20 protein-coding genes are annotated in these 16,323 nt (G+C 60.8%); 4 read left to right on the top strand and 16 right to left on the bottom strand.

The genetic code is table 11. The features are described from left to right. Positions 1-44 precede the first annotated feature (44 nt). Positions 45-1,031: a helix-turn-helix transcriptional regulator gene (locus DMP07_RS03175; RefSeq protein WP_123197704.1), complete on the top strand. Its 987-nt coding sequence runs from the start codon at positions 45-47 to the stop codon at positions 1,029-1,031. A gap of 66 nt (positions 1,032-1,097) precedes the next feature. Beyond that, the gene (locus tag DMP07_RS03170; RefSeq protein WP_123197703.1) at positions 1,098-1,286 is read left to right on the top strand and encodes an ArsR/SmtB family transcription factor; all 189 of its coding nucleotides are present in this window, start codon (positions 1,098-1,100) and stop codon (positions 1,284-1,286) included. Here the strand turns inward: DMP07_RS03170 and DMP07_RS03165 are convergent. The 4 genes from DMP07_RS03165 to DMP07_RS09040 form a co-directional block, all read right to left on the bottom strand. Then, the gene (locus tag DMP07_RS03165) at positions 1,283-1,987 is read right to left on the bottom strand and encodes a TetR/AcrR family transcriptional regulator (protein WP_244594831.1); all 705 of its coding nucleotides are present in this window, start codon (positions 1,985-1,987) and stop codon (positions 1,283-1,285) included. The two genes, DMP07_RS03170 and DMP07_RS03165, sit on opposite strands and share 4 nt — an antisense overlap. A gap of 72 nt (positions 1,988-2,059) precedes the next feature. Further along, positions 2,060-2,203, bottom strand: coding sequence for a DUF5692 family protein (locus DMP07_RS08880; RefSeq protein WP_211324494.1), 144 nt, complete (start codon positions 2,201-2,203; stop codon positions 2,060-2,062). Between the two features lie 102 nt (positions 2,204-2,305). Further along, positions 2,306-3,127, bottom strand: a complete 822-nt coding sequence (locus tag DMP07_RS03160; RefSeq protein WP_211324493.1) for a DUF5692 family protein — start codon at positions 3,125-3,127, stop codon at positions 2,306-2,308. After that, positions 3,079-3,327 carry a DUF5692 family protein gene (locus DMP07_RS09040; protein ID WP_211324492.1) on the bottom strand — a complete coding sequence of 83 codons (249 nt, stop codon included), beginning with the start codon at positions 3,325-3,327 and terminating at the stop codon, positions 3,079-3,081. The genes DMP07_RS03160 and DMP07_RS09040 overlap by 49 nt, the downstream gene beginning before the upstream one ends. 265 nt (positions 3,328-3,592) lie before the next feature. Here DMP07_RS09040 and modD point away from each other — a divergent pair, with 265 nt between their 5' ends. Further along, a complete protein-coding gene (gene modD / locus DMP07_RS03155) occupies positions 3,593-4,489 on the top strand; it encodes a ModD protein (RefSeq protein WP_123197702.1) in 897 nt (298 codons plus the stop codon). A 254-nt stretch (positions 4,490-4,743) separates the two neighbouring features. On the opposite strand, the gene DMP07_RS03150 is transcribed toward modD, so the two are convergent. From DMP07_RS03150 to DMP07_RS03095, 12 genes are all read right to left on the bottom strand, one after another. Continuing rightward, positions 4,744-5,586 (bottom strand): tetratricopeptide repeat protein, encoded by an 843-nt coding sequence (locus DMP07_RS03150; RefSeq protein ID WP_123197701.1) that lies wholly within the window; start codon positions 5,584-5,586, stop codon positions 4,744-4,746. A 1-nt stretch (position 5,587) separates the two neighbouring features. Further along, positions 5,588-5,992, bottom strand: a complete 405-nt coding sequence (locus DMP07_RS03145; protein ID WP_123197700.1) for an HIRAN domain-containing protein — start codon at positions 5,990-5,992, stop codon at positions 5,588-5,590. Next, a complete protein-coding gene (locus DMP07_RS03140; RefSeq protein WP_123197699.1) occupies positions 5,985-6,833 on the bottom strand; it encodes a J domain-containing protein in 849 nt (282 codons plus the stop codon). Before DMP07_RS03140 ends, DMP07_RS03145 begins: the two co-directional genes overlap by 8 nt. A 281-nt stretch (positions 6,834-7,114) precedes the next feature. Beyond that, complete coding sequence (locus tag DMP07_RS03135; RefSeq protein ID WP_123197698.1) at positions 7,115-7,774, bottom strand: ferric reductase-like transmembrane domain-containing protein; 660 nt, start codon at positions 7,772-7,774, stop codon at positions 7,115-7,117. Beyond that, positions 7,774-8,583: a cytochrome b/b6 domain-containing protein gene (locus DMP07_RS03130; protein ID WP_123197697.1), complete on the bottom strand. Its 810-nt coding sequence runs from the start codon at positions 8,581-8,583 to the stop codon at positions 7,774-7,776. The genes DMP07_RS03135 and DMP07_RS03130 overlap by 1 nt, the downstream gene beginning before the upstream one ends. Positions 8,584-8,592: 9 nt before the next feature. Further along, on the bottom strand, positions 8,593-9,009 hold the full coding sequence (locus tag DMP07_RS03125; protein ID WP_123197696.1) for an iron hydrogenase small subunit: 417 nt from the start codon (positions 9,007-9,009) through the stop codon (positions 8,593-8,595). A 9-nt stretch (positions 9,010-9,018) separates the two neighbouring features. Next, positions 9,019-10,215: a [FeFe] hydrogenase, group A gene (locus tag DMP07_RS03120; RefSeq protein WP_123197695.1), complete on the bottom strand. Its 1,197-nt coding sequence runs from the start codon at positions 10,213-10,215 to the stop codon at positions 9,019-9,021. A 422-nt stretch (positions 10,216-10,637) separates the two neighbouring features. Then, a complete protein-coding gene (locus DMP07_RS03115) occupies positions 10,638-11,186 on the bottom strand; it encodes a metallophosphoesterase family protein (protein WP_244594830.1) in 549 nt (182 codons plus the stop codon). 68 nt (positions 11,187-11,254) lie between these two features. After that, positions 11,255-11,695: a hypothetical protein gene (locus DMP07_RS03110; protein WP_123197694.1), complete on the bottom strand. Its 441-nt coding sequence runs from the start codon at positions 11,693-11,695 to the stop codon at positions 11,255-11,257. Continuing rightward, positions 11,695-12,927 carry an AAA family ATPase gene (locus DMP07_RS03105; RefSeq protein ID WP_161957010.1) on the bottom strand — a complete coding sequence of 411 codons (1,233 nt, stop codon included), beginning with the start codon at positions 12,925-12,927 and terminating at the stop codon, positions 11,695-11,697. The genes DMP07_RS03110 and DMP07_RS03105 overlap by 1 nt, the downstream gene beginning before the upstream one ends. Before the next feature lie 2 nt (positions 12,928-12,929). Further along, complete coding sequence (locus tag DMP07_RS03100) at positions 12,930-13,514, bottom strand: ClpP family protease (RefSeq protein WP_161957009.1); 585 nt, start codon at positions 13,512-13,514, stop codon at positions 12,930-12,932. Positions 13,515-13,559: 45 nt separating this feature from the next. Beyond that, positions 13,560-14,105 (bottom strand): hypothetical protein, encoded by a 546-nt coding sequence (locus DMP07_RS03095; RefSeq protein ID WP_123197691.1) that lies wholly within the window; start codon positions 14,103-14,105, stop codon positions 13,560-13,562. Positions 14,106-14,218: 113 nt separating this feature from the next. On the opposite strand from DMP07_RS03095, the gene DMP07_RS03090 reads away from it, so the two are divergent. Continuing rightward, complete coding sequence (locus DMP07_RS03090) at positions 14,219-16,168, top strand: WYL domain-containing protein (RefSeq protein ID WP_123197690.1); 1,950 nt, start codon at positions 14,219-14,221, stop codon at positions 16,166-16,168. Positions 16,169-16,323 lie beyond the last annotated feature (155 nt).

Here is a 16,323-nt window from a genome sequence, read left to right as displayed (position 1 = left end):
AATGCCGGTTTGGCATAAGCCCGTTAACGAAAGCTGCGTGGATCATGGCGAATAATAAAACCTCGAAAATCAAGGTTTTGTACCTGCTCAGGATTCTTCAGGAGGAAACCGACGCCGAACATGGCCTGACCATGTCCGAAATCATCAAGCGCCTCAACGACCTTGGCGTCAGCGCCGAGCGCAAGAGCATTTATAAAGACATTCAGCTGCTGCGCACCTTCGGCATCGAAGTGAAAACCTACCAGCGCAATCCCGTGGAATACGCCATCGCCAGCCGCGAGCTCGATGCCGGCGAACTCATGCTGATCGCCGACGCGGTGTATTCGTGCCGTGCCATCAGCGAAAGGCAGGCGGGCATTCTGGTCGAGAAGGTGAAAACGCTGGCTACCAACCTCGACAAGCCCAAGCTCGATCGTGACATTCGCGTGGTGGGGCGTATCAAGCGCTTCAACGAAAGCGTCCTGAAAAAGGTCGACGCGATCTATGAGGCCAAGAACATGAATTGCAAGGTGTCGTTCGTCTACACCAGGAAGGGCCCCGACGGAAAGCGCCATGCCGAACACCTCGGCGTGCCGCGCGTGGTGACGCCTGTCGCCGTGACCTACGATGCGGGCTTCTATTATCTTTCCGCGTTCGACGACGAGCGCGAGAAAATGCTCGAGTATCGCCTGGATCGCATGACGTCGTTCGCCGTCCTGAAAGACGAACCCGCCGTGTCCAACGAGGCCACGAAATCGTATAAGGCCATGAGCGAATCGGTTGCCGTGTTCGGGCGCTTCGTCGGCAACGAGCAGGAGGCCGTGCTGGCCGCCGCGCCCGACAAGTACGAAATCATCGCCGACCGCTTCGCCGATGCGGTGGTGGCAAGCGAGGCATGCGAGGACGGAAGCTCCCGGGCCACGGTGAAGGTGTGCGTGAGCGAGCAGTTCTTCGGCTGGGTGGCCGGCATGGGCGGCGCGGTGAAGATTGCAGGCCCTCAGAGCCTGGTCGACGAATACCGCGCGTTTCTGCGCGAGCGCCTGGAAGATTAGGGCGGTTCATACGGCATGCGGCGACGGCCGCGATCCGCCGGGCTGTGATGCCTCGACGGGCCTCGCATGGTTGCGCAGATCGCCGAGCATGTGCCGGGGATTTCGCTGCCGGGTCCGTCGCAGCATTTGGCCGCGCTGAAGGCGGCGGGCGTGCTTTCGTCGGAAAAGCAGGGACAGCGCGTCGCGTATTCGCTCGCCGACGAGCGCATAGCGCGGCTCATGGCGCAGGTTCGCCGGGATTTCTGCGGTGACTAGCTTGCGCGCAGAATGGGCGCGTCGGGATGCTCGGGCCACGGCGGCGGGTCGAGCACCGTCATATCCAGGCGCAGCGTCTGGGCGACAAGCTCGGCCAGTTCGTCGTCGGTGATGTCGGGTTTCGCCTTCATCATGCCCACCAGGCCGAACAGCAGCAGCCCGAACGTCTCGGGAACCAGGCGTATCTCGATCGTGCGGTATGCCGTGTATTCGGACACGATATAGTCTTGAATGCAGGCGACCACCTCGCGCACCGCCTGCGTGGCGAACTGTTCGCGCATGCCTAGCTCGTCGAGCACGGCGAACATGGGGCGCGGCTGCCCCGATGCGGTGTAGAGCACGCGCCTGAACGTGGCCACGCAATTCTTCAGTTCGGCGGGCATGTCGCCGAATATACGCAGCTCGTTCCAGGTGGACACGCTTTCCAGCATGTCTTCGAGATAGTCGTCCAGCACGGCGTCGGTGACGGCCTGCTTGTCGGGGAAGTAGTAGTACACCAGGCTGCGCGCCACGCCCGCCTTGCGCGCGATGGCGGCCATGCTGGCGGCCGCCACGCCTTCGGTTTCGAACAGGTCGCGCGCGGCCAGCATGATGTCGCCGGCCGTTCCCTCCAGGCGTGCACTTCGCCTGACCTGCCGCGTAACGGGATGCGGCAGGTCAGGGTTGAATTCCGGCATGATCGCGCTTTTCCTGGCAGACATGACGGCTCCTTCGCTCGCCTGCGAGGCCGTCGCGCCCTCGCGCCGCGCCGGCCTCGCAGGCACGGCGGCCGATCAGCGGTTCTCCTCGACGACCTCTCGATAGCTTTTGCTGTCAGTATAGAGCTCGTCTTTCAGCGGGTTAAGGCGCTGTATACGGATTCGGTGCAGTTGGTAGGCGGCCAGCGCCACGTTGGACGCCAGCGCCACCAGGCTCACGACGAAAAACGCGCGGTGTTATGCGTCGTGGGAATTTCGGCAAAGGTGTAGAACTGCGGCACGGCCATGGCGAACATGGCGTAGAGCCCCAGAGTCTGGGCGCTACGGGCGCGTGACCATGGTGTCGACGCGGCCCTTCTTGTCCCATGCGGCCTCGTAGCCGAACTCTTCCAGATTGGCCAACGCCGCTTCGCGCTGATCTTCGGGAACGTCGATGTTTTCAAGGTAGACCTTGCGGAATCCGGGGTTGTCGATGTAGAGCTCCTGCTTGAAGGGATTGCGCTTCTTCTTGATGATCGTGTAGGCCTGGTAGACGAACACGCCGATGTTGAACAGCAGCGCGATGACCGAGATGGTCATGTGCGCGGCGGGCGCGTTCGTGGAGTGCACCACGAAGGCCGGGTGCAGGTAGAACCAGGGGATCGTCATGGTGACGATCATGTTCACGGCAAGCGTACGCACGCGATGCTGCGCGTAGGCGCCGCGCTTGATGAAGAACGCGGGGATCGTGCAGGCTGCCAGAAGCACCAGGCCGCAATACATCGAACGGTCGGAAACGCTGTTGTAGGTGTAGGCGAAGTTCCACAGGTCGTAGCTGATGATCCAGAACCACAGCTGGTCGGGCCATACGAAGTCCTTCTTCTTGCCGCGGCTGACGATGATGCCGAAGAAGCCGCAGATGCACAGCGCGTTCAAAATGCCGGCGATGCCGTTGATGACGTTCCACGGGCCGCCGACCACCATGTAGCCGTCCACGATGCCGTTGACGCCCGTAAGCTGGAAGTCGCGGATGCACGCCTCGAGGATGTTGATGGCGAAGATGATGGGCGGAATGCAGACGATGTATTTCTTCTGGAAGGCGGGGAAGTAGACGATCAGCCACCCAGGATGGCGCCTGCCAAGCACGAATACGTTTTCACCCACTGGAACCACGTGCCTGCGCCGGTGCCTTCCACCGCGGTATGGGGCCAGACGAAGATGGTCAGGATCAGCGGCAATGCGATGAAGATGGCGCCGCCGACCCATTTGTTGAGGCGCGACAGCTCGTTCATGCCTATGAGGAACGCCAGATACAGCAGGACGCTCACCCATGCCGTGGCCGTAAGCGGCTCGTAGAAGAACATGATGACTCCCTTCCCCGAATATGCCGCGAACCTGCCGAGGGAAGGCTGCGATGCTGCCGTCGTCCTTGCGTTCGGCCGGTCCGCTCCCTTGCGCGGCAGTGTAGCAAGGGGATTTTTCGTCGGTTTGACGCTTGTCGCTTGATGCGTCAGGGGCCGGCGCGACGCCGGGTTTCGGCCGGATGGCGGGGGATGGGTTATCATCGAATGCAGCCGCGTTCGGGGGAGCGGGGCGTTGCATTCGTTTTGCCGTGTGTCAGGGGGCCTCATGGTTACCGTATCCGATGAACTGATCGACCGCATCATCGCCGAAGACGTGCCGTATTTCGATTTGACGAGCCACGTGCTGGGCGTCGCCGAACAGCAGGGAACGATGGAATATTTCACGCGCGAGGCATGCGTGCTTGCGGGCGTGGAAATCGTCGAGCGTATCGCGTGCAAGCTGGGGTGCCGCGTGGTCGATCGCGCGGCGTCGGGCGATAGCCTGGAGGCGGGGCAGTCGTTCATGACGATGGAGGGAAGCGCCGCCGCGCTGCATCGGGCGTGGAAGGTGTGCCTGAACGTGTTCGACCACTGCTCGGCGGTGGCCACGAAGACGCGCGCTATGACGGATGCCGCCCATGCCGTGAACCCCGCGTGCGAGATCTTGGCCACGCGCAAGAGCATGCCGGGCGTGAAAAGCCTGCTCATCGACGCGGTCCTTGCGGGCGGGGCGTTTCCGCACCGCTTGGGCCTGTCGGAAACGGTGCTCGTGTTCGACCATCATCTGACGTTCATGGGCGGCTTCGAGAAGTTCGTCGAGCAGCTGCCCGCCATTCGTCCGCGCTGCGCCGAAAAGAAGCTGTTCGTCGAAGTTGACGCGCAGCGCGCGTTGCAGCTGGCGCGCTTCAACGCCGAAAGCATGCGTGTGTGTGCCGAATCGGACGGGCGCGTGCCGTGGGCAGGCGTCGATGGCGTGCAGGTGGACAAGCTTTCTGTGGATGAGCTTGCCGACTTGGTGAAGCAGCTGCGCGCGATCGACCCGCGCCTGACGATCGTGGCCGCGGGCGGCGTGAACGACAAAAACGTCGCTGCTTATGCAGGAACCGGCGTCGACGGCTTGGCCACCACGGCGCCCTACACCGCCAAGCCCATCGACATGAGCGTGCGCATGCGCATGCGCTAACGCGCCCGATACGCATTCGGCGCTACGGCGCGCGGAGCGTTTAGGCTTGGCGACCAAAGCGAGATTTTCGAAAAGCTTGATGGCATGTTCGAGGGACTCGTTGCATTCGAAAGAAAGCTTGCCGATGGCCTGGGCGTTTCTTTCTGCGACGTGGAAGGGGCGTGAGTTGCCCATTTGCGGCGAAGGGTCCGCATTCTCGGCGTTGCGCCGGGATGCGGACCCTTCGTTTTGTCGATGCGGGATTCTCGCGTGCGTCAGTATGTGCCGTCGAGCTCTTGTTCGAGGCGCTTGATCGCCGCTCGCACGTTCGCGAGCGTTTTGTTGTAGAACGTCGCTCCCGATCGCACACCGATATCGAGGCCCGCCTCCGCCTTCTTGTACCACTCCAGCGCTTTTTCGAGGTCGAGTTCGCATCCGTATGCGTTTTCGTATGCGTCGGCCAGGCGCAGCGCGATGCTTCCCCATACATGCGGCGGCTCGCCGTCTTTCAGCTCGTATGCGCGCATGTACCACCGCAGCGCCTCGGCGGGGTTCGCTTCGCAGCCTGTTCCGCGCTTGAGCATGTCGCCGAGTTTATAGCACGCTTCGGCATCGTCGTGTTTCGCGGCGTAGGAGAAGCATTCGAATGCGCGCTCTTCGCGCGGGTAGGGCTTGCTGCTTCCATTGGCGTTTTCGGCGTGGCGCGTGTCCACGAAATATCTGCCTTCGCAGCGGTCGTAGCTGTACACGTAGCCCAGGTTCGCATACGCGATGACATTTCCTTTGGCCGCGCCGTGCAGATAAAGGATCTCCGCCGCCTGAAAGCATTCGATCCTGGTTTCTCGGTCTTCGGGAGCGGTGTAGCTCATGGCTTCGTTGTAGTAGCGGGCGCCGAGGAAGGTCGCGCCGTCGCCCTCGGGGTCGGGGTCGTCGTCCCAGGGATACCGGGAATCGTACATGCGCCCCGCGGGCTCGTCGTTTTCGTCGAAGAGGGGCATCGTCGTCCAGATGGCGGGCAGGGGGTCGTCGCCGTCATGCCATGTTCGGTCGATTTTGAAAACGGGAACGCAGCAGGGGTCGACTATGTCCTGGGCGGAGTCGTAGCTCTTGTCGTGCATGCTAATCAACGAGTTTCACCTCCATATGAAGCTTGGTCCATCTGCCAAGCTGCTCTTTCTCGAATACGGTCGCCGTTATCATTTTTCCGCCGTCCATGAGCCGCGCGAGAACCTCGTTGACGTCGCAGGGCACGAATCCGATCCGCCTGTCGCCCAGCATGACCTTGATGGCCCACTTGTCGTGCAGGTTGTCGGGGTCTCTGACGAACGAGGCTTGCACGGGAAATTCGACGTTTTCCAGAATGCGGTCCAGGTCGGCGATGTGGGTGGTTCCCGCGACGACGATGTCTTCGTGGAGCACGATGGTCGTGGGAAACGGCATGCCGACCGAAGGGGCTCGCTCGTCGCCGTTCGAGAGCGCTCCGAGAATCCCGTCGCCTTGGGCGATGATCGAAATGTCATTCACGGCAGCCTCCTTCTTTCAAAGATCCGTATTCGTCCAGGTAGTAATCGCGCGCTCGGCGATGCTGCGCCGTGCGCTCTTTGAGGTCCATGACGGTTTCGGCGACCCACTGGGCGTCGTCGAGTTTTTCCTTCAGCGCGTACGGATTGCTTGTCTTCAGGACGTGCAGCTTTCCCTGGGCGATATCGATGCGGGCCTGCACGATGGCGATTTCTGCCTGGGCCTCGTCTTCGGTTTCGGGAGCGCGCCCGCCCGATCCCAGGTGCGTGGTCGCGGCTTCGACCGACCGCATGAGGTCGATGTCTCCGTTTTCGTACGCCGCTTGCGCAAGCAGAAAGAAGCGCTCGCATTCTTCCTCGTGTCCGATGTTCGTATCGGGGTGGAGGCGCTTGATGAGCAGACGATGCAGGCGCTTGAGCTCGCGGGAGTCGTGCGTCGATATGGCGCGCGTCGAGGCCCGCTCCTCAGGGCGCTTCAGGTAATCGTCGAGGTGCTCCTTCAACGAGGCTTCCCACGAGGCGAATTCGTCCTGCAGCACGGATTCGATCAGGTCTTCGGCGATGGATTCGCCCCTGTTCGCCTGCGCGCGGGCTATGGCGAGCTTGCGTTTGGCGCGTCGCGCCTCTATATCCGCTTTGAGCAGGTCGTTTTCGAAGCAGGCGATTTTTACGGCGTAATCTCGCTTTATGGCGGGATTGATCTGGAGCTCTATGTCATCTATTTCGAAGATGACGTCGGAAAGGCGGGTTCGAAGACGTTCGAGCTCGACCGCCGTTTCGGCGGAAATCGGGGTTGCATGCGAGGCGTGCGCATGGCTGGAAGGTTTGCGATCGCGGTCGTTCATGGCGCTCCTTCGAACGTGCGCGCGGATCGGCGCGGCGTGGACGAGGGCGGGCCGATGCTCGGTCCTTGGGATGCATTGTACTCCCTCGGCGCCGATATGTACGATATTCGGTACATATTGTTTCAAAATAGTGCGTATTGCGGGCTGGATGCGCATTCTGCGGCGCCGGTCCCGGTGCAGTCAGGGTTCGTCCGGCTTGCCCTTCGTTTTTCGGCCCCGGTTGCGCTTGAAACGAAACGGCTCGCACGGAAGCGTGTCCGTGCGAGCCGTTCGGCTGCGCTTTAGCGCGTTGTATGTTTCGCCTGCGCAAAGCGCTTGCGATGGCCGAGCCAGGCGGTCAGACGTGTTGCGGCGTAAATTATCCCCGTCGCGGCGTAGAAGGCGGCGGGGCCGGGGTTGCCCGTGGCCGCCGCCGCATGGGCGCCGTGTAGGCATGCGACGAGGAAAAACACGTAGGCGAGACGCTGCGTCTTCTTCCAGCGGGCTAGCCCCATGTCTTCTCTGACGCGGGGAATCGAGGTGCCGCCCAAAACGATCAGCAGAATCGCCAACACGACGCATGCAGGCACGAATGCGGAGCCGAGCCTCGGGTCGACGTCGTGCTCGACGCCTATGAACAGGATGTGGCCGATCGCCAGGATGGACGCGGTGTTCGCCAAAGGTTCGCGCACCTGCATGAGGCGCTTGCGAATCTTGGATCCGGGCTTGAAGCATCCCGTGAACATGACCACGGCGAACAGGCAAAACGACAGAAGCCCGTTGCCGATGAACAGCGATGCGGCTTGCTCGAAAGCGCTATGCGGAACAAGAAGCAGGGCCGCCAACTGGGCCGCGCAAAGCGCCGCCGCCGCTCCGTAGAAAATCGCGGAGCGGTTCTTGAGCGGCGCGGCGAGGTCCCAGGAAACGACGACTGCGGCGATCGAGCACAGAAGGTACGCCATTATTTCTCCTGCGCCGCGCCGGATGCGGCCTGCTTGGCTTCGGGGTGCTGGGCGAGGTATTCGGGCGTGTCTTCCACGACCTCTTCGTCGATCACTTCGAGAGACTGCAGCCACTTGCCGTGCTTTTTCTTCGTGTACGCGTAGTCGGCCGTACCGTCTTTGAACATGGTGCCGAACTCCACGTTGGTCTCTTTATAGATGGCTCCCAGGAAGAAATGCACGGCGAACACGGCCAGCATGAGCAGGGCCATGACGTAGTGCAGCGTCCAGATGAACCAGGTTCCGCCGGGCCCGATATCGATCTTGACCAGCCCGAAGATGCCTTCGCCCGCGTTCGCCCACATCAAAAAGCCGGTGATCGCGAGCATGACGCCGCCGAGAACCAGGCAGATGCCGGCAAGCTTTTGGCCGGTATTGTACTTCTCCTGCGGCGGAACGTAGTGCGGCGGTTTGTTGCGGAACAGGTACGGGTCGAGGTATCCGCCCATGGGGGCGGCGATCCAGCCCACGTCGTCTCTGTCATAGTGGAAGATGGTGCCCATGAAGCGGCTGAACGATCGGAAGTTCGCCACGACATAGACTGCGGGCGCCGAGATGAACAGCACGCCCAGCAGGCAGTGGGAAAGCGCCACGAACGAGCGCGGCACGGGCGCGCCGAAAAACAGCAGCAATCCCGTGACGCCGCAGTACATGAAGCCGATCGCGACGCAAAGATGCATGATGCGCGTGGACAGGTTGTGTTTGAAAATTCTCAGTTCGAGACCCGGCTGCTCTTGCGCAGCGGGGTTCGTGATGGTCATTTCGCTCATGAATTCCCCCTAGGCCTTGAACGTTTCCATGTATGCGTGCGTTTCCTGCTCGGCGCTTTCGAGCGAGCGGCTTTTCAACTCGGCTACGTGGGCTTCGACGTTTTTGCCGTACACGGTGTGGCACAGGCGGTGCGACAGCTCGGTGCGCGAGGGCGCCACGGCGCCGGGCGAGAGGTACTGCTCGTACAAGGCGATGATTTCGGGGTTCGAATGCGACGTGCGCAGCGGCCGTGCCTGGTCGTTGGCGTACAGGACGCCTTTGCGCTTGGCGATGTATTCGTAGACCTTCTTATAGGTTCCTACGAACACGCCGCCGATCGCGGTGGCCGCGAGAATCGACCCGATGGCCGTGGCAGCGCCGATCAGCGCTTCGCGGCGCGTGATGCCCTTGGGGTCGCCGATGGTTCGTTGGGTGTGGGTTGACATGGCGCCTCCTTACAGAATTTCGTGATTGATCGGCTGACCGCCGCCGTTGACGCATCCGCCCGGGCAGTTCATGACTTCGATGAAGTGGTAGGGGCTCGTGCCTGCGGCGACTTCCTCCATGACGCTCGTCACGTTTTGGCTGCCGCTGACAATCGCCACGTTCAGGTCGAGCCGCTCGACGCCCGCGACGGCTTTCCATTCGTCGGAAAGGGGAATCGTCACGGTAGCGCTGCGCACCGCGTCGTCTCCGCGCACGGCGGTTATTTCGAAGGTTTCCAGCTCTTCGCCCGAAAGCGCGGCATAGGCCGTGCGCAGGGCCGCCTCCATGACACCGCCCGTGTTGCCGAAGATGACGCCCGCGCCGCTGCCCATGCCGAGCAGGCTTTCGGGCTCGTCGGGCGTGAGGGAGTCGAAATCGATGCCGGCTTCTTCGATCATCTGCGCCAGTTCGCGCGTGGTGATGACCGCGTCGATATCGCGATATCCGCTGGAAATGAACTCGGGGCGCGAGGCCTCGTATTTCTTGCTGGTGCACGGCATGACGGCAACGCTGAACATGTCGGCGGGGTCGACTCCCAGCTGCTGCGCGCCGTACGTCTTGGTGACGGCGGCCTGCATCATCATGGGAGACTTCGCAGTGGACAGGTGCTCCAGCATGTCGGGGTAGTTCAGCTCGGCGTAGCGCACCCAGCCGGGGCAGCACGAGGTGAACTGGGGAATCTTGCCTTCGACGGTTTCGTAGCCGGGTACGCCCATGTCGCGCATGAGACGACCGATCAGCTCATGGCCTTCCTCCATGATCGTCATGTCGGCGCCGAACACGGTGTCGTAGACGTGGTCGAAGCCGAGCTGTTGCAGGGCCGCGATCATGCGGCCTTCCACGTCGGTGCCGGTTTCCAGGCCGAATGCCTCGCCGAGGCCGGCGCGCACGGCGGGCGCTTCCTGCACCACGACCACTTTGTTTCCGGCCAGGGCCTCTTTGACTTCCTGAACCATGCTTTTGTCTTCGATCCTGCCGAACGGGCACGTGATCAGGCACTGCCCGCAGCTCAGACATTTCGCGGGGTCGATGACATGTTTCGTGCCCAGGCCGTTCACGGTGATGGCGTTGTTCGGGCACACTTTGACGCAATCGTCGCATCCTTTGCAATCATCTCTGATCGAAATGACTCCCTCGCTGAGAATCAGGTCTCTGATGTTGCTCAAGACACACCTCCTTGGGGGTTGTGCGGTTCGAGCCGTGCGTGGTTCGTGCCGTTCGGTCTGCCGCGCGACGGAACTCGTGGGAATAGCTGGCGATACGCTTTCGACAAACCGACCTATTTAGTCGGATTTAGGCATACGCGCCTGCGAATTCTATGGGAAAGAAGGGCGTCTGTCGATATGCAAGTGTTACGAATGACAAAAGAAATATTATTTTTTGCAGGCGTCAGTCAGCGCAGGCATCGGTAAATAGGGCGTGAGGTCGGGGCGGGACTCAGGCGTGGGCATGAACGCGAGCGGCGGGGCGAATGCGTGTTGGTTTGCCGCTCGCGCCGGTCTACGAGGCGTGCCCGAAGCGAACGGCCCGCACGGAAGCTCGTCCATGCGGGCCGTTCGGTCGGCGTGTGGGGGATGCCGGTTCGCGGCTAATGCGCCGCCTTCCATACACGGTTGTTTTCCAGAAGCTCGTCGAAGGTGACGGGCTCGTAGCCGTTCACTTCGACGCAGGCGTTGAGGGCCTTGTCCATCGATTTGAGCAGCGGCCAATAGGGTGCGTCGGTGTTCTCGTGAATGTGGCCGTGCACGTGCCAGCCGCGTTCGCGAGCCATGTCGTGCCAGCTCATCATGGGGTAGTGGCACAGCGTGACCAGGCGCCCGCCGTCGTCGATTTCCATGAGGCGGGCTATTTCGACGAACTGGGCGCATGCTTTGGGCTCTTTCATCCACCGGTTGTCGTGGTTGCCGATGACGAGGTGCTTGCGGCCCTTGAGCTTGCCCGCGATCACGCTCGTCGCTTCGGCGCTTCGATAGGCGAAATCGCCCAGCATGTACACGTCGTCATCGTCGGTCACCTTCGCGTTCCACCGTGCGATCAGCTCGGCGTTCATTTCGGCGATATCGAGGAACGGGCGGTTGCTCAGGCGGATGATGTTCGCATGCCCGAAGTGGGTGTCGGAAATGTAGAAGATGCTCACGGCGTCTCCTTTCGGGTCGCGAGGGGAGGCATCGGGAAAGGCGCGGGCGCTTCGCCGATGCCGCCTTGTTATTGCCGGCCGTCGATCAGGCGCTCGAACTGCTTCTTGCAGTATTGAGCGGCTTCCTGCCTGTAGGCGCCATCGAATCGCAGGTATTCATCGACGGCTTTCCCGAATGCGCGATAGGCCGATGGGCTGGAGAAATCTTCCGGCTTCTCTTTGAAATTATCCTTGAAAAGGAATTCGATGGGCGGTCTGGACCGCCCCGTTTCCATGCCGCACATGGTCTTTGCGTTTTTGTAGGTTCTCTGGCTTGGCGGGGCCGTCTCTTTAAGATATATGAAGGAGGCTTTGACGAGATTGTACGCGCATGCCGCCACGTAGTCGTTGCGCACCGGCTTCGTGGGGTCGCCGACGACGATCCGCGCCAGCAGGTCTCCGACGCATTCGGGGTCTCTGTTCAGTTCGAAAAGGTCTTTTTCGATGGCTTTGATGTAGAGGACGTCCATTACAGTGCGATCCTTTCGAGAACGAGGTCCGTTTCGTCGAGCAACAGGCCTTCGGGTCGGTTTTCTTTTCGCGAGAAGTCGATGCGTGCGCGTTTGGCGCGTTCGTCTTTGCGCGCCCGTTCGGCCAGGCGGGCCACCATGGGGGCCAGCATGCTGTTGGTCATGCGCGCGCCGAGGCTGGAATCGATCGCGCGCCGGGCGATGTGGCGGCCGGCCGAATCGGTCACCTGCAGCTCCACACCTTTAGGCATGAGCATGCCGTAGCGTTGCTCGAGGCTGTGCGGCGTGCCGCACACGATGCGGGCGACGTCGTCTTGCTTCAACGACTTGAGCGCGACGATGTACGATGCGCGGCCGAGGAACTCGGGGAGCATGCCGTATTCGATCAGGTCGTCGATCGTGATGCGCTCCCGAAGCTCTTCTTCGTCCATGCCGGCGATGTCCTTGATTTGGGCGTCGGCGAGCAGGCCGTACGTTTCGCTCGCTTCGTCCATGAGACGCTTGCGCACGATTCTTCCCCCGATGCCTTCGTAGGCTCCCGCGAACACCCATAGGCAGCGGCTCGTATCCAGAAGGTCGGGCTCGTCGGAATCGTTGTATTGCTCGGGGATGGCGTAGACTCCCGTTTTTTCAAGCGGCACGAGCAGGTCCGTCAGGGGGTTGAAGCTGAGTTCGGGGCTGCGCGAGTTCCGTTGGGTGTGCTTGTCGATTTCGTCCCAGAACAAGACGCTTATCTCGGCTTCCAATCTAGACTGCTCCCTCGCCGCCCGCCTGAGGACGTTCGATATCGATGCGCCCTTCCAGCCTTCTCCCGTGATGGACGCGGTGCTCGTATGGTGGTAATTGAACCCCAGGTATTCGTGGAACACCTGTCGGCAGATGAAGGTTTTGCCCGAGGCGGTGCTGCCGACGAGGTGAAGCGCGTTCAGCGTGGGCAGGTCGTTTTCGGGCGTTCCGCTTTTTTGCGCGAAGTAGCGTGCAAGCCACAGGCAGGCGTACTCGGCCACGCGTCGCAGTTCGTCTTCCTGCCCGACGACGTATTGTTTGCACGCCGCGACGATATCGTCCGCCGTGACGCTTTTGAGAAAGGCCAGGCGCTGCTTGTCCGCTTCCTCGATCGTGCGGGGAACGCGGTTCGACTTGTTGCACATGAAAATGAGGCTGTGCATGAGCTTCGTCGCCTGGGGCCCTTCGGCTCGTGCGGCTCCATTCGGCCTGGTGGATTCGTTCATGGCTATGCCTCCTCTCGGTTCTTTCCTACGATGCGGTCGACCAGCCCCAAGGCGATGGCCTCTTCCGGTTCGAGCCATGTGTCGCGGTCGCAGAGGCGGCTCGCTTCTGCGCGGGTCATTCCCGATGCGTCTGCGATAAGCCCTTCGAGGACGTCTTTCGTGCGCAAGATCTTCTGCGCGACGGCTTCGATTGAGGTCGCATCGCCCGACAGCGAGCTGCGGGGCTGGTGGAGCATCAGGTCGGCGTGTTCGGTGACGTAGCGGCATCCTTTGTCGCCGGCGCATATGAGCAGCACCGCCGCCATGGATGCGCAGGTTCCGATGCCGATCGTGTTCACGCTGCTTTTGACGTTTCGGCAGGTGTCGAGGATGGCGAGCCCCGCCGAAACGCTGCCGCCCGGGCTGAAGATTTGCAGCGTGATGGGCTTGCCGGGATTTTCGTGGTCGAGGTACAGGATGTCTTCGATCGTTCTTTTCGCCACAAGGTCGTCGATCGGTCCCCAGATCGATACGGTGCGGTTTTCAAGCAGCGCGATGCTCGGCGCATTCAGGCCGTGGCGCTCGATGAGGTCGGAGGCGGTGTTCATGGGCATTCCTTTCGGACGGATGCGTGCGAGGGTTCTGCGCGTCGCCTATTTGACGGCGTAGCGCGCAAGGATGAACATTCCTGCAATGAGGTGGGGGATGAAGCGCAGGAGGGGGATGGTGAGGGTCCATCCGCCGACGTAGATGGCGAACGCCAGGCCGGCGCAGCGCTTGAAGGGCTTGCTGTCGTCGGTCGTCTTCAGCGTTTTCACGATTCCAGCGACGATGAATGCGATGAAGGCGATGGCGTAGACGGCGACGATGGGCATATTGGCCTCATTCATCTCTACGGGCATGAATACGGCCAGGAAGAGCGGAAGCTTGGCAAGGATGGGCGCGCCGATCGACAGATTCATGAGCAAGGAATGCATCTTGTCGCCGAGCTTCGCCGCCTGAGTCGCGATGGCCGAAATGAGGCCCGCGGCGTCGAGCGCCATGGCGATCGAGAACAAAATGATGCCGGTGCTCGGCGCGCCTTCTGCAATGAGCCCGTCCCAGATCGAAGGCACGAGCGGCTCTATCATCAGAATGATGAAGAGGATCGGCACGAGGGATTTAAGGGCGATCATGGCAAGGTTCTTGACGTTTTTCATTGCGGTTCCTTTCCTGCAGATACGGGCTGCGTCTGCTTCGTTTTCCTTAAGAGGTATGTGTTCGGATTCGTTCCGACTGCGCTGTCGATGGGCCCCATTATTCCTGCGACGCCATGTTTTTTCAGAGCATTGTTCGTCTAAATAGCGGAAGATTGAATTTGTCATCGAGCCGCGCATCGACGTCGGGGGTTTGCGCGGGCGTTTTCGTGCGGGTTCGGTTTTTTCTTTCGGCAGCGGCGCCATTGGGTTCCCCGCGGGCTTTTTCCGCCGATTTCCCGCTCCGTGTTCCGCTAAATAAAGGAACAGCGTCCTGCATTGCGGCGGGGGCGGTACAATGCCGTCGTTGTCGAAAGAAGGGAAATCCCATGGAACAGGAGCGCGTGAAAGCCGCGAACCGGGCGGGCGTGAAGGCGGATTCGCAGCTGGTTGCCGGCGGCAAGAAGAGGGGCGGTCAAAGAAGGGCGGTTCCGTATTGGGTGCCGCTTGCGGCCGAGCGCATTTTCATGGAGTATTCCGGTTCGACCAAAGGCTGCAAACTTTCCGTTTCCGATGTGGTGAGGTATCTCAAGGATGTCTATGATTGCGAAGTGTCGGACGATTACGTGAGGGAGAAGCTGCTTCCCGCCATGATGGAATTCAGCTCCATCAAGCCGCGTCTTACTGAGGAAGAGTCCCTGATCGATTTTTTCAGCTGGAAGATGGGTTTCGGCGACCTGACCGACGATGATGAAAAAAAGGCCGGTTTGGATGAAGCGAAAAAGAAGAGTGAGTCTCGCAGGAAGGGTTTGTATTGGTTCGAACCCGGCCGTCTGCTTGAGGACCATGAAATCGAGCTTCTGATCGCCATGATCGACGCCAGTCCGTTCATGAAAGACAAGGATGCGAACGACCTTGTGAGAAAACTCAGAAGCCTGCAGTTCCAGGGCGATCGCAGAATGAGGGCGTTTTTGCTGGATACCGATTTCGATTCGGGCGACGGTCGGGCGGTCGAAGGCGCCATCGGGCAGCCCGCGTGTAAGTTGAAGAAGGAAGAGAAGGACATCAGGCCGAGTACGGATAATTTTTTGGCCGAGCTGTCAAAGCTGTATGGCGCGATTGTTGATAAGAAGACGATTTCGTTCACGGATCTGAAGTACTCGACCAAAGTCGATATGGCGGGCGCGCAGTTGTGTAGCGACGACAGGAAAGCCGGGCCGGCGACGAACGGGCAGGATGAGGGGTCGGCGAGCAAGCAGGATGAGAGGCCGAAAAACGAGTATATCGACGTGACCCCTTACGCCCTTCGCTACGCAGACGGCCACTGCTTCCTCTTGACGAACAAACTCATCGGAGACGAGGGCGTTGACAACGCCGCCGCCGGAGCCGTCGCCGGAGCCGATGCCGGAGCCGCCGCCGGAGCAGTCGTAGGAACCGATGCAAAGGCCGCCGCCGATACCGCCGAAAAGGATAAGAGCACGAAGGGGGGCAAGGGCAAGGACAAGAGCAAGAAGGGGAACGGGTTTTCTATACATCGAGTCGATTTGATGGCCGACCTGAAGGTGTCGGAGGAGGACGAATCCAGCGTGTATGTCGAACTCAATGATCCTCAGTCGCCCTTCGAGTATCTTCGCTGGTCGATGAACGGAATGGGCGGCAAGCGGAAACTCATCAAGATGCGATGCAATGAAAGAGCGCTGCATTACCTGATCGAGCGGTTTTCGAACTGCGAAGGCTGGAGCGTGACTCAGGCCAAGGCGGGGTCCGGAGGGGACGGCCGTCCGAAGAGGGAGAAGGACTGGTATACCGTTACGTTCGCGGCCCCTCCGGATGGAATAGGCTATTGGGTGCAGAAGTTCCTGGACGGCATCGACGTCGTTGAGCCGCCGCGGCTTCGAAAGGATATCGCGAAACGAGTCAATCTCCATCCGTATCATCTCGATGGCTCCAATGGATCGCGCGATGCCTCTGTCGAGCAGCAGGCCGAGCAGGCGTTCCATGAGAAGGAGGCGGCTTCCGAGAGGGCGTCTTATGACGAAGAAGCGGCTCGCGGGAAGAAGGCGCCGGCCGATTCGCATGCGCGGTAATGCCGAGAAAAGGTTGAAAGCATGATTGATTGCGATGAGAAGATGATCCAAGACGCCCTTGAATTCATGCGCGAATTCATCCGTTCGTCTCAAGGCCGAAAACGAATTACAAACGCTTGACGGAGGTTCTTGGCGGAAGGGAGAAGGACGGCGAA

The sequence above is a fragment of the Slackia faecicanis genome (assembly GCF_003725295.1).
Taxonomy (GTDB): domain Bacteria; phylum Actinomycetota; class Coriobacteriia; order Coriobacteriales; family Eggerthellaceae; genus Slackia; species Slackia faecicanis.
The sequence above is the reverse complement of the archived record's forward strand: the minus strand, read 5'-3'. Positions and strand labels throughout refer to the sequence as shown.

Coding starts and splice junctions, on each gene's coding strand:
- DMP07_RS03175 (WP_123197704.1), top strand. CDS start 45: ATGGCGAATAATAAAACCTCGAAAATCAAGGTTTTGTACCTGCTCAGG.
- DMP07_RS03170 (WP_123197703.1), top strand. CDS start 1,098: ATGGTTGCGCAGATCGCCGAGCATGTGCCGGGGATTTCGCTGCCGGGT.
- DMP07_RS03165 (WP_244594831.1), bottom strand. CDS start 1,987: ATGTCTGCCAGGAAAAGCGCGATCATGCCGGAATTCAACCCTGACCTG.
- DMP07_RS09040 (WP_211324492.1), bottom strand. CDS start 3,327: ATGTTCTTCTACGAGCCGCTTACGGCCACGGCATGGGTGAGCGTCCTG.
- modD (WP_123197702.1), top strand. CDS start 3,593: ATGGTTACCGTATCCGATGAACTGATCGACCGCATCATCGCCGAAGAC.
- DMP07_RS03150 (WP_123197701.1), bottom strand. CDS start 5,586: ATGCACGACAAGAGCTACGACTCCGCCCAGGACATAGTCGACCCCTGC.
- DMP07_RS03140 (WP_123197699.1), bottom strand. CDS start 6,833: ATGAACGACCGCGATCGCAAACCTTCCAGCCATGCGCACGCCTCGCAT.
- DMP07_RS03135 (WP_123197698.1), bottom strand. CDS start 7,774: ATGGCGTACCTTCTGTGCTCGATCGCCGCAGTCGTCGTTTCCTGGGAC.
- DMP07_RS03130 (WP_123197697.1), bottom strand. CDS start 8,583: ATGAGCGAAATGACCATCACGAACCCCGCTGCGCAAGAGCAGCCGGGT.
- DMP07_RS03125 (WP_123197696.1), bottom strand. CDS start 9,009: ATGTCAACCCACACCCAACGAACCATCGGCGACCCCAAGGGCATCACG.
- DMP07_RS03110 (WP_123197694.1), bottom strand. CDS start 11,695: ATGGACGTCCTCTACATCAAAGCCATCGAAAAAGACCTTTTCGAACTG.
- DMP07_RS03105 (WP_161957010.1), bottom strand. CDS start 12,927: ATGAACGAATCCACCAGGCCGAATGGAGCCGCACGAGCCGAAGGGCCC.
- DMP07_RS03100 (WP_161957009.1), bottom strand. CDS start 13,514: ATGAACACCGCCTCCGACCTCATCGAGCGCCACGGCCTGAATGCGCCG.
- DMP07_RS03095 (WP_123197691.1), bottom strand. CDS start 14,105: ATGAAAAACGTCAAGAACCTTGCCATGATCGCCCTTAAATCCCTCGTG.
- DMP07_RS03090 (WP_123197690.1), top strand. CDS start 14,219: ATGTTTTTTCAGAGCATTGTTCGTCTAAATAGCGGAAGATTGAATTTG.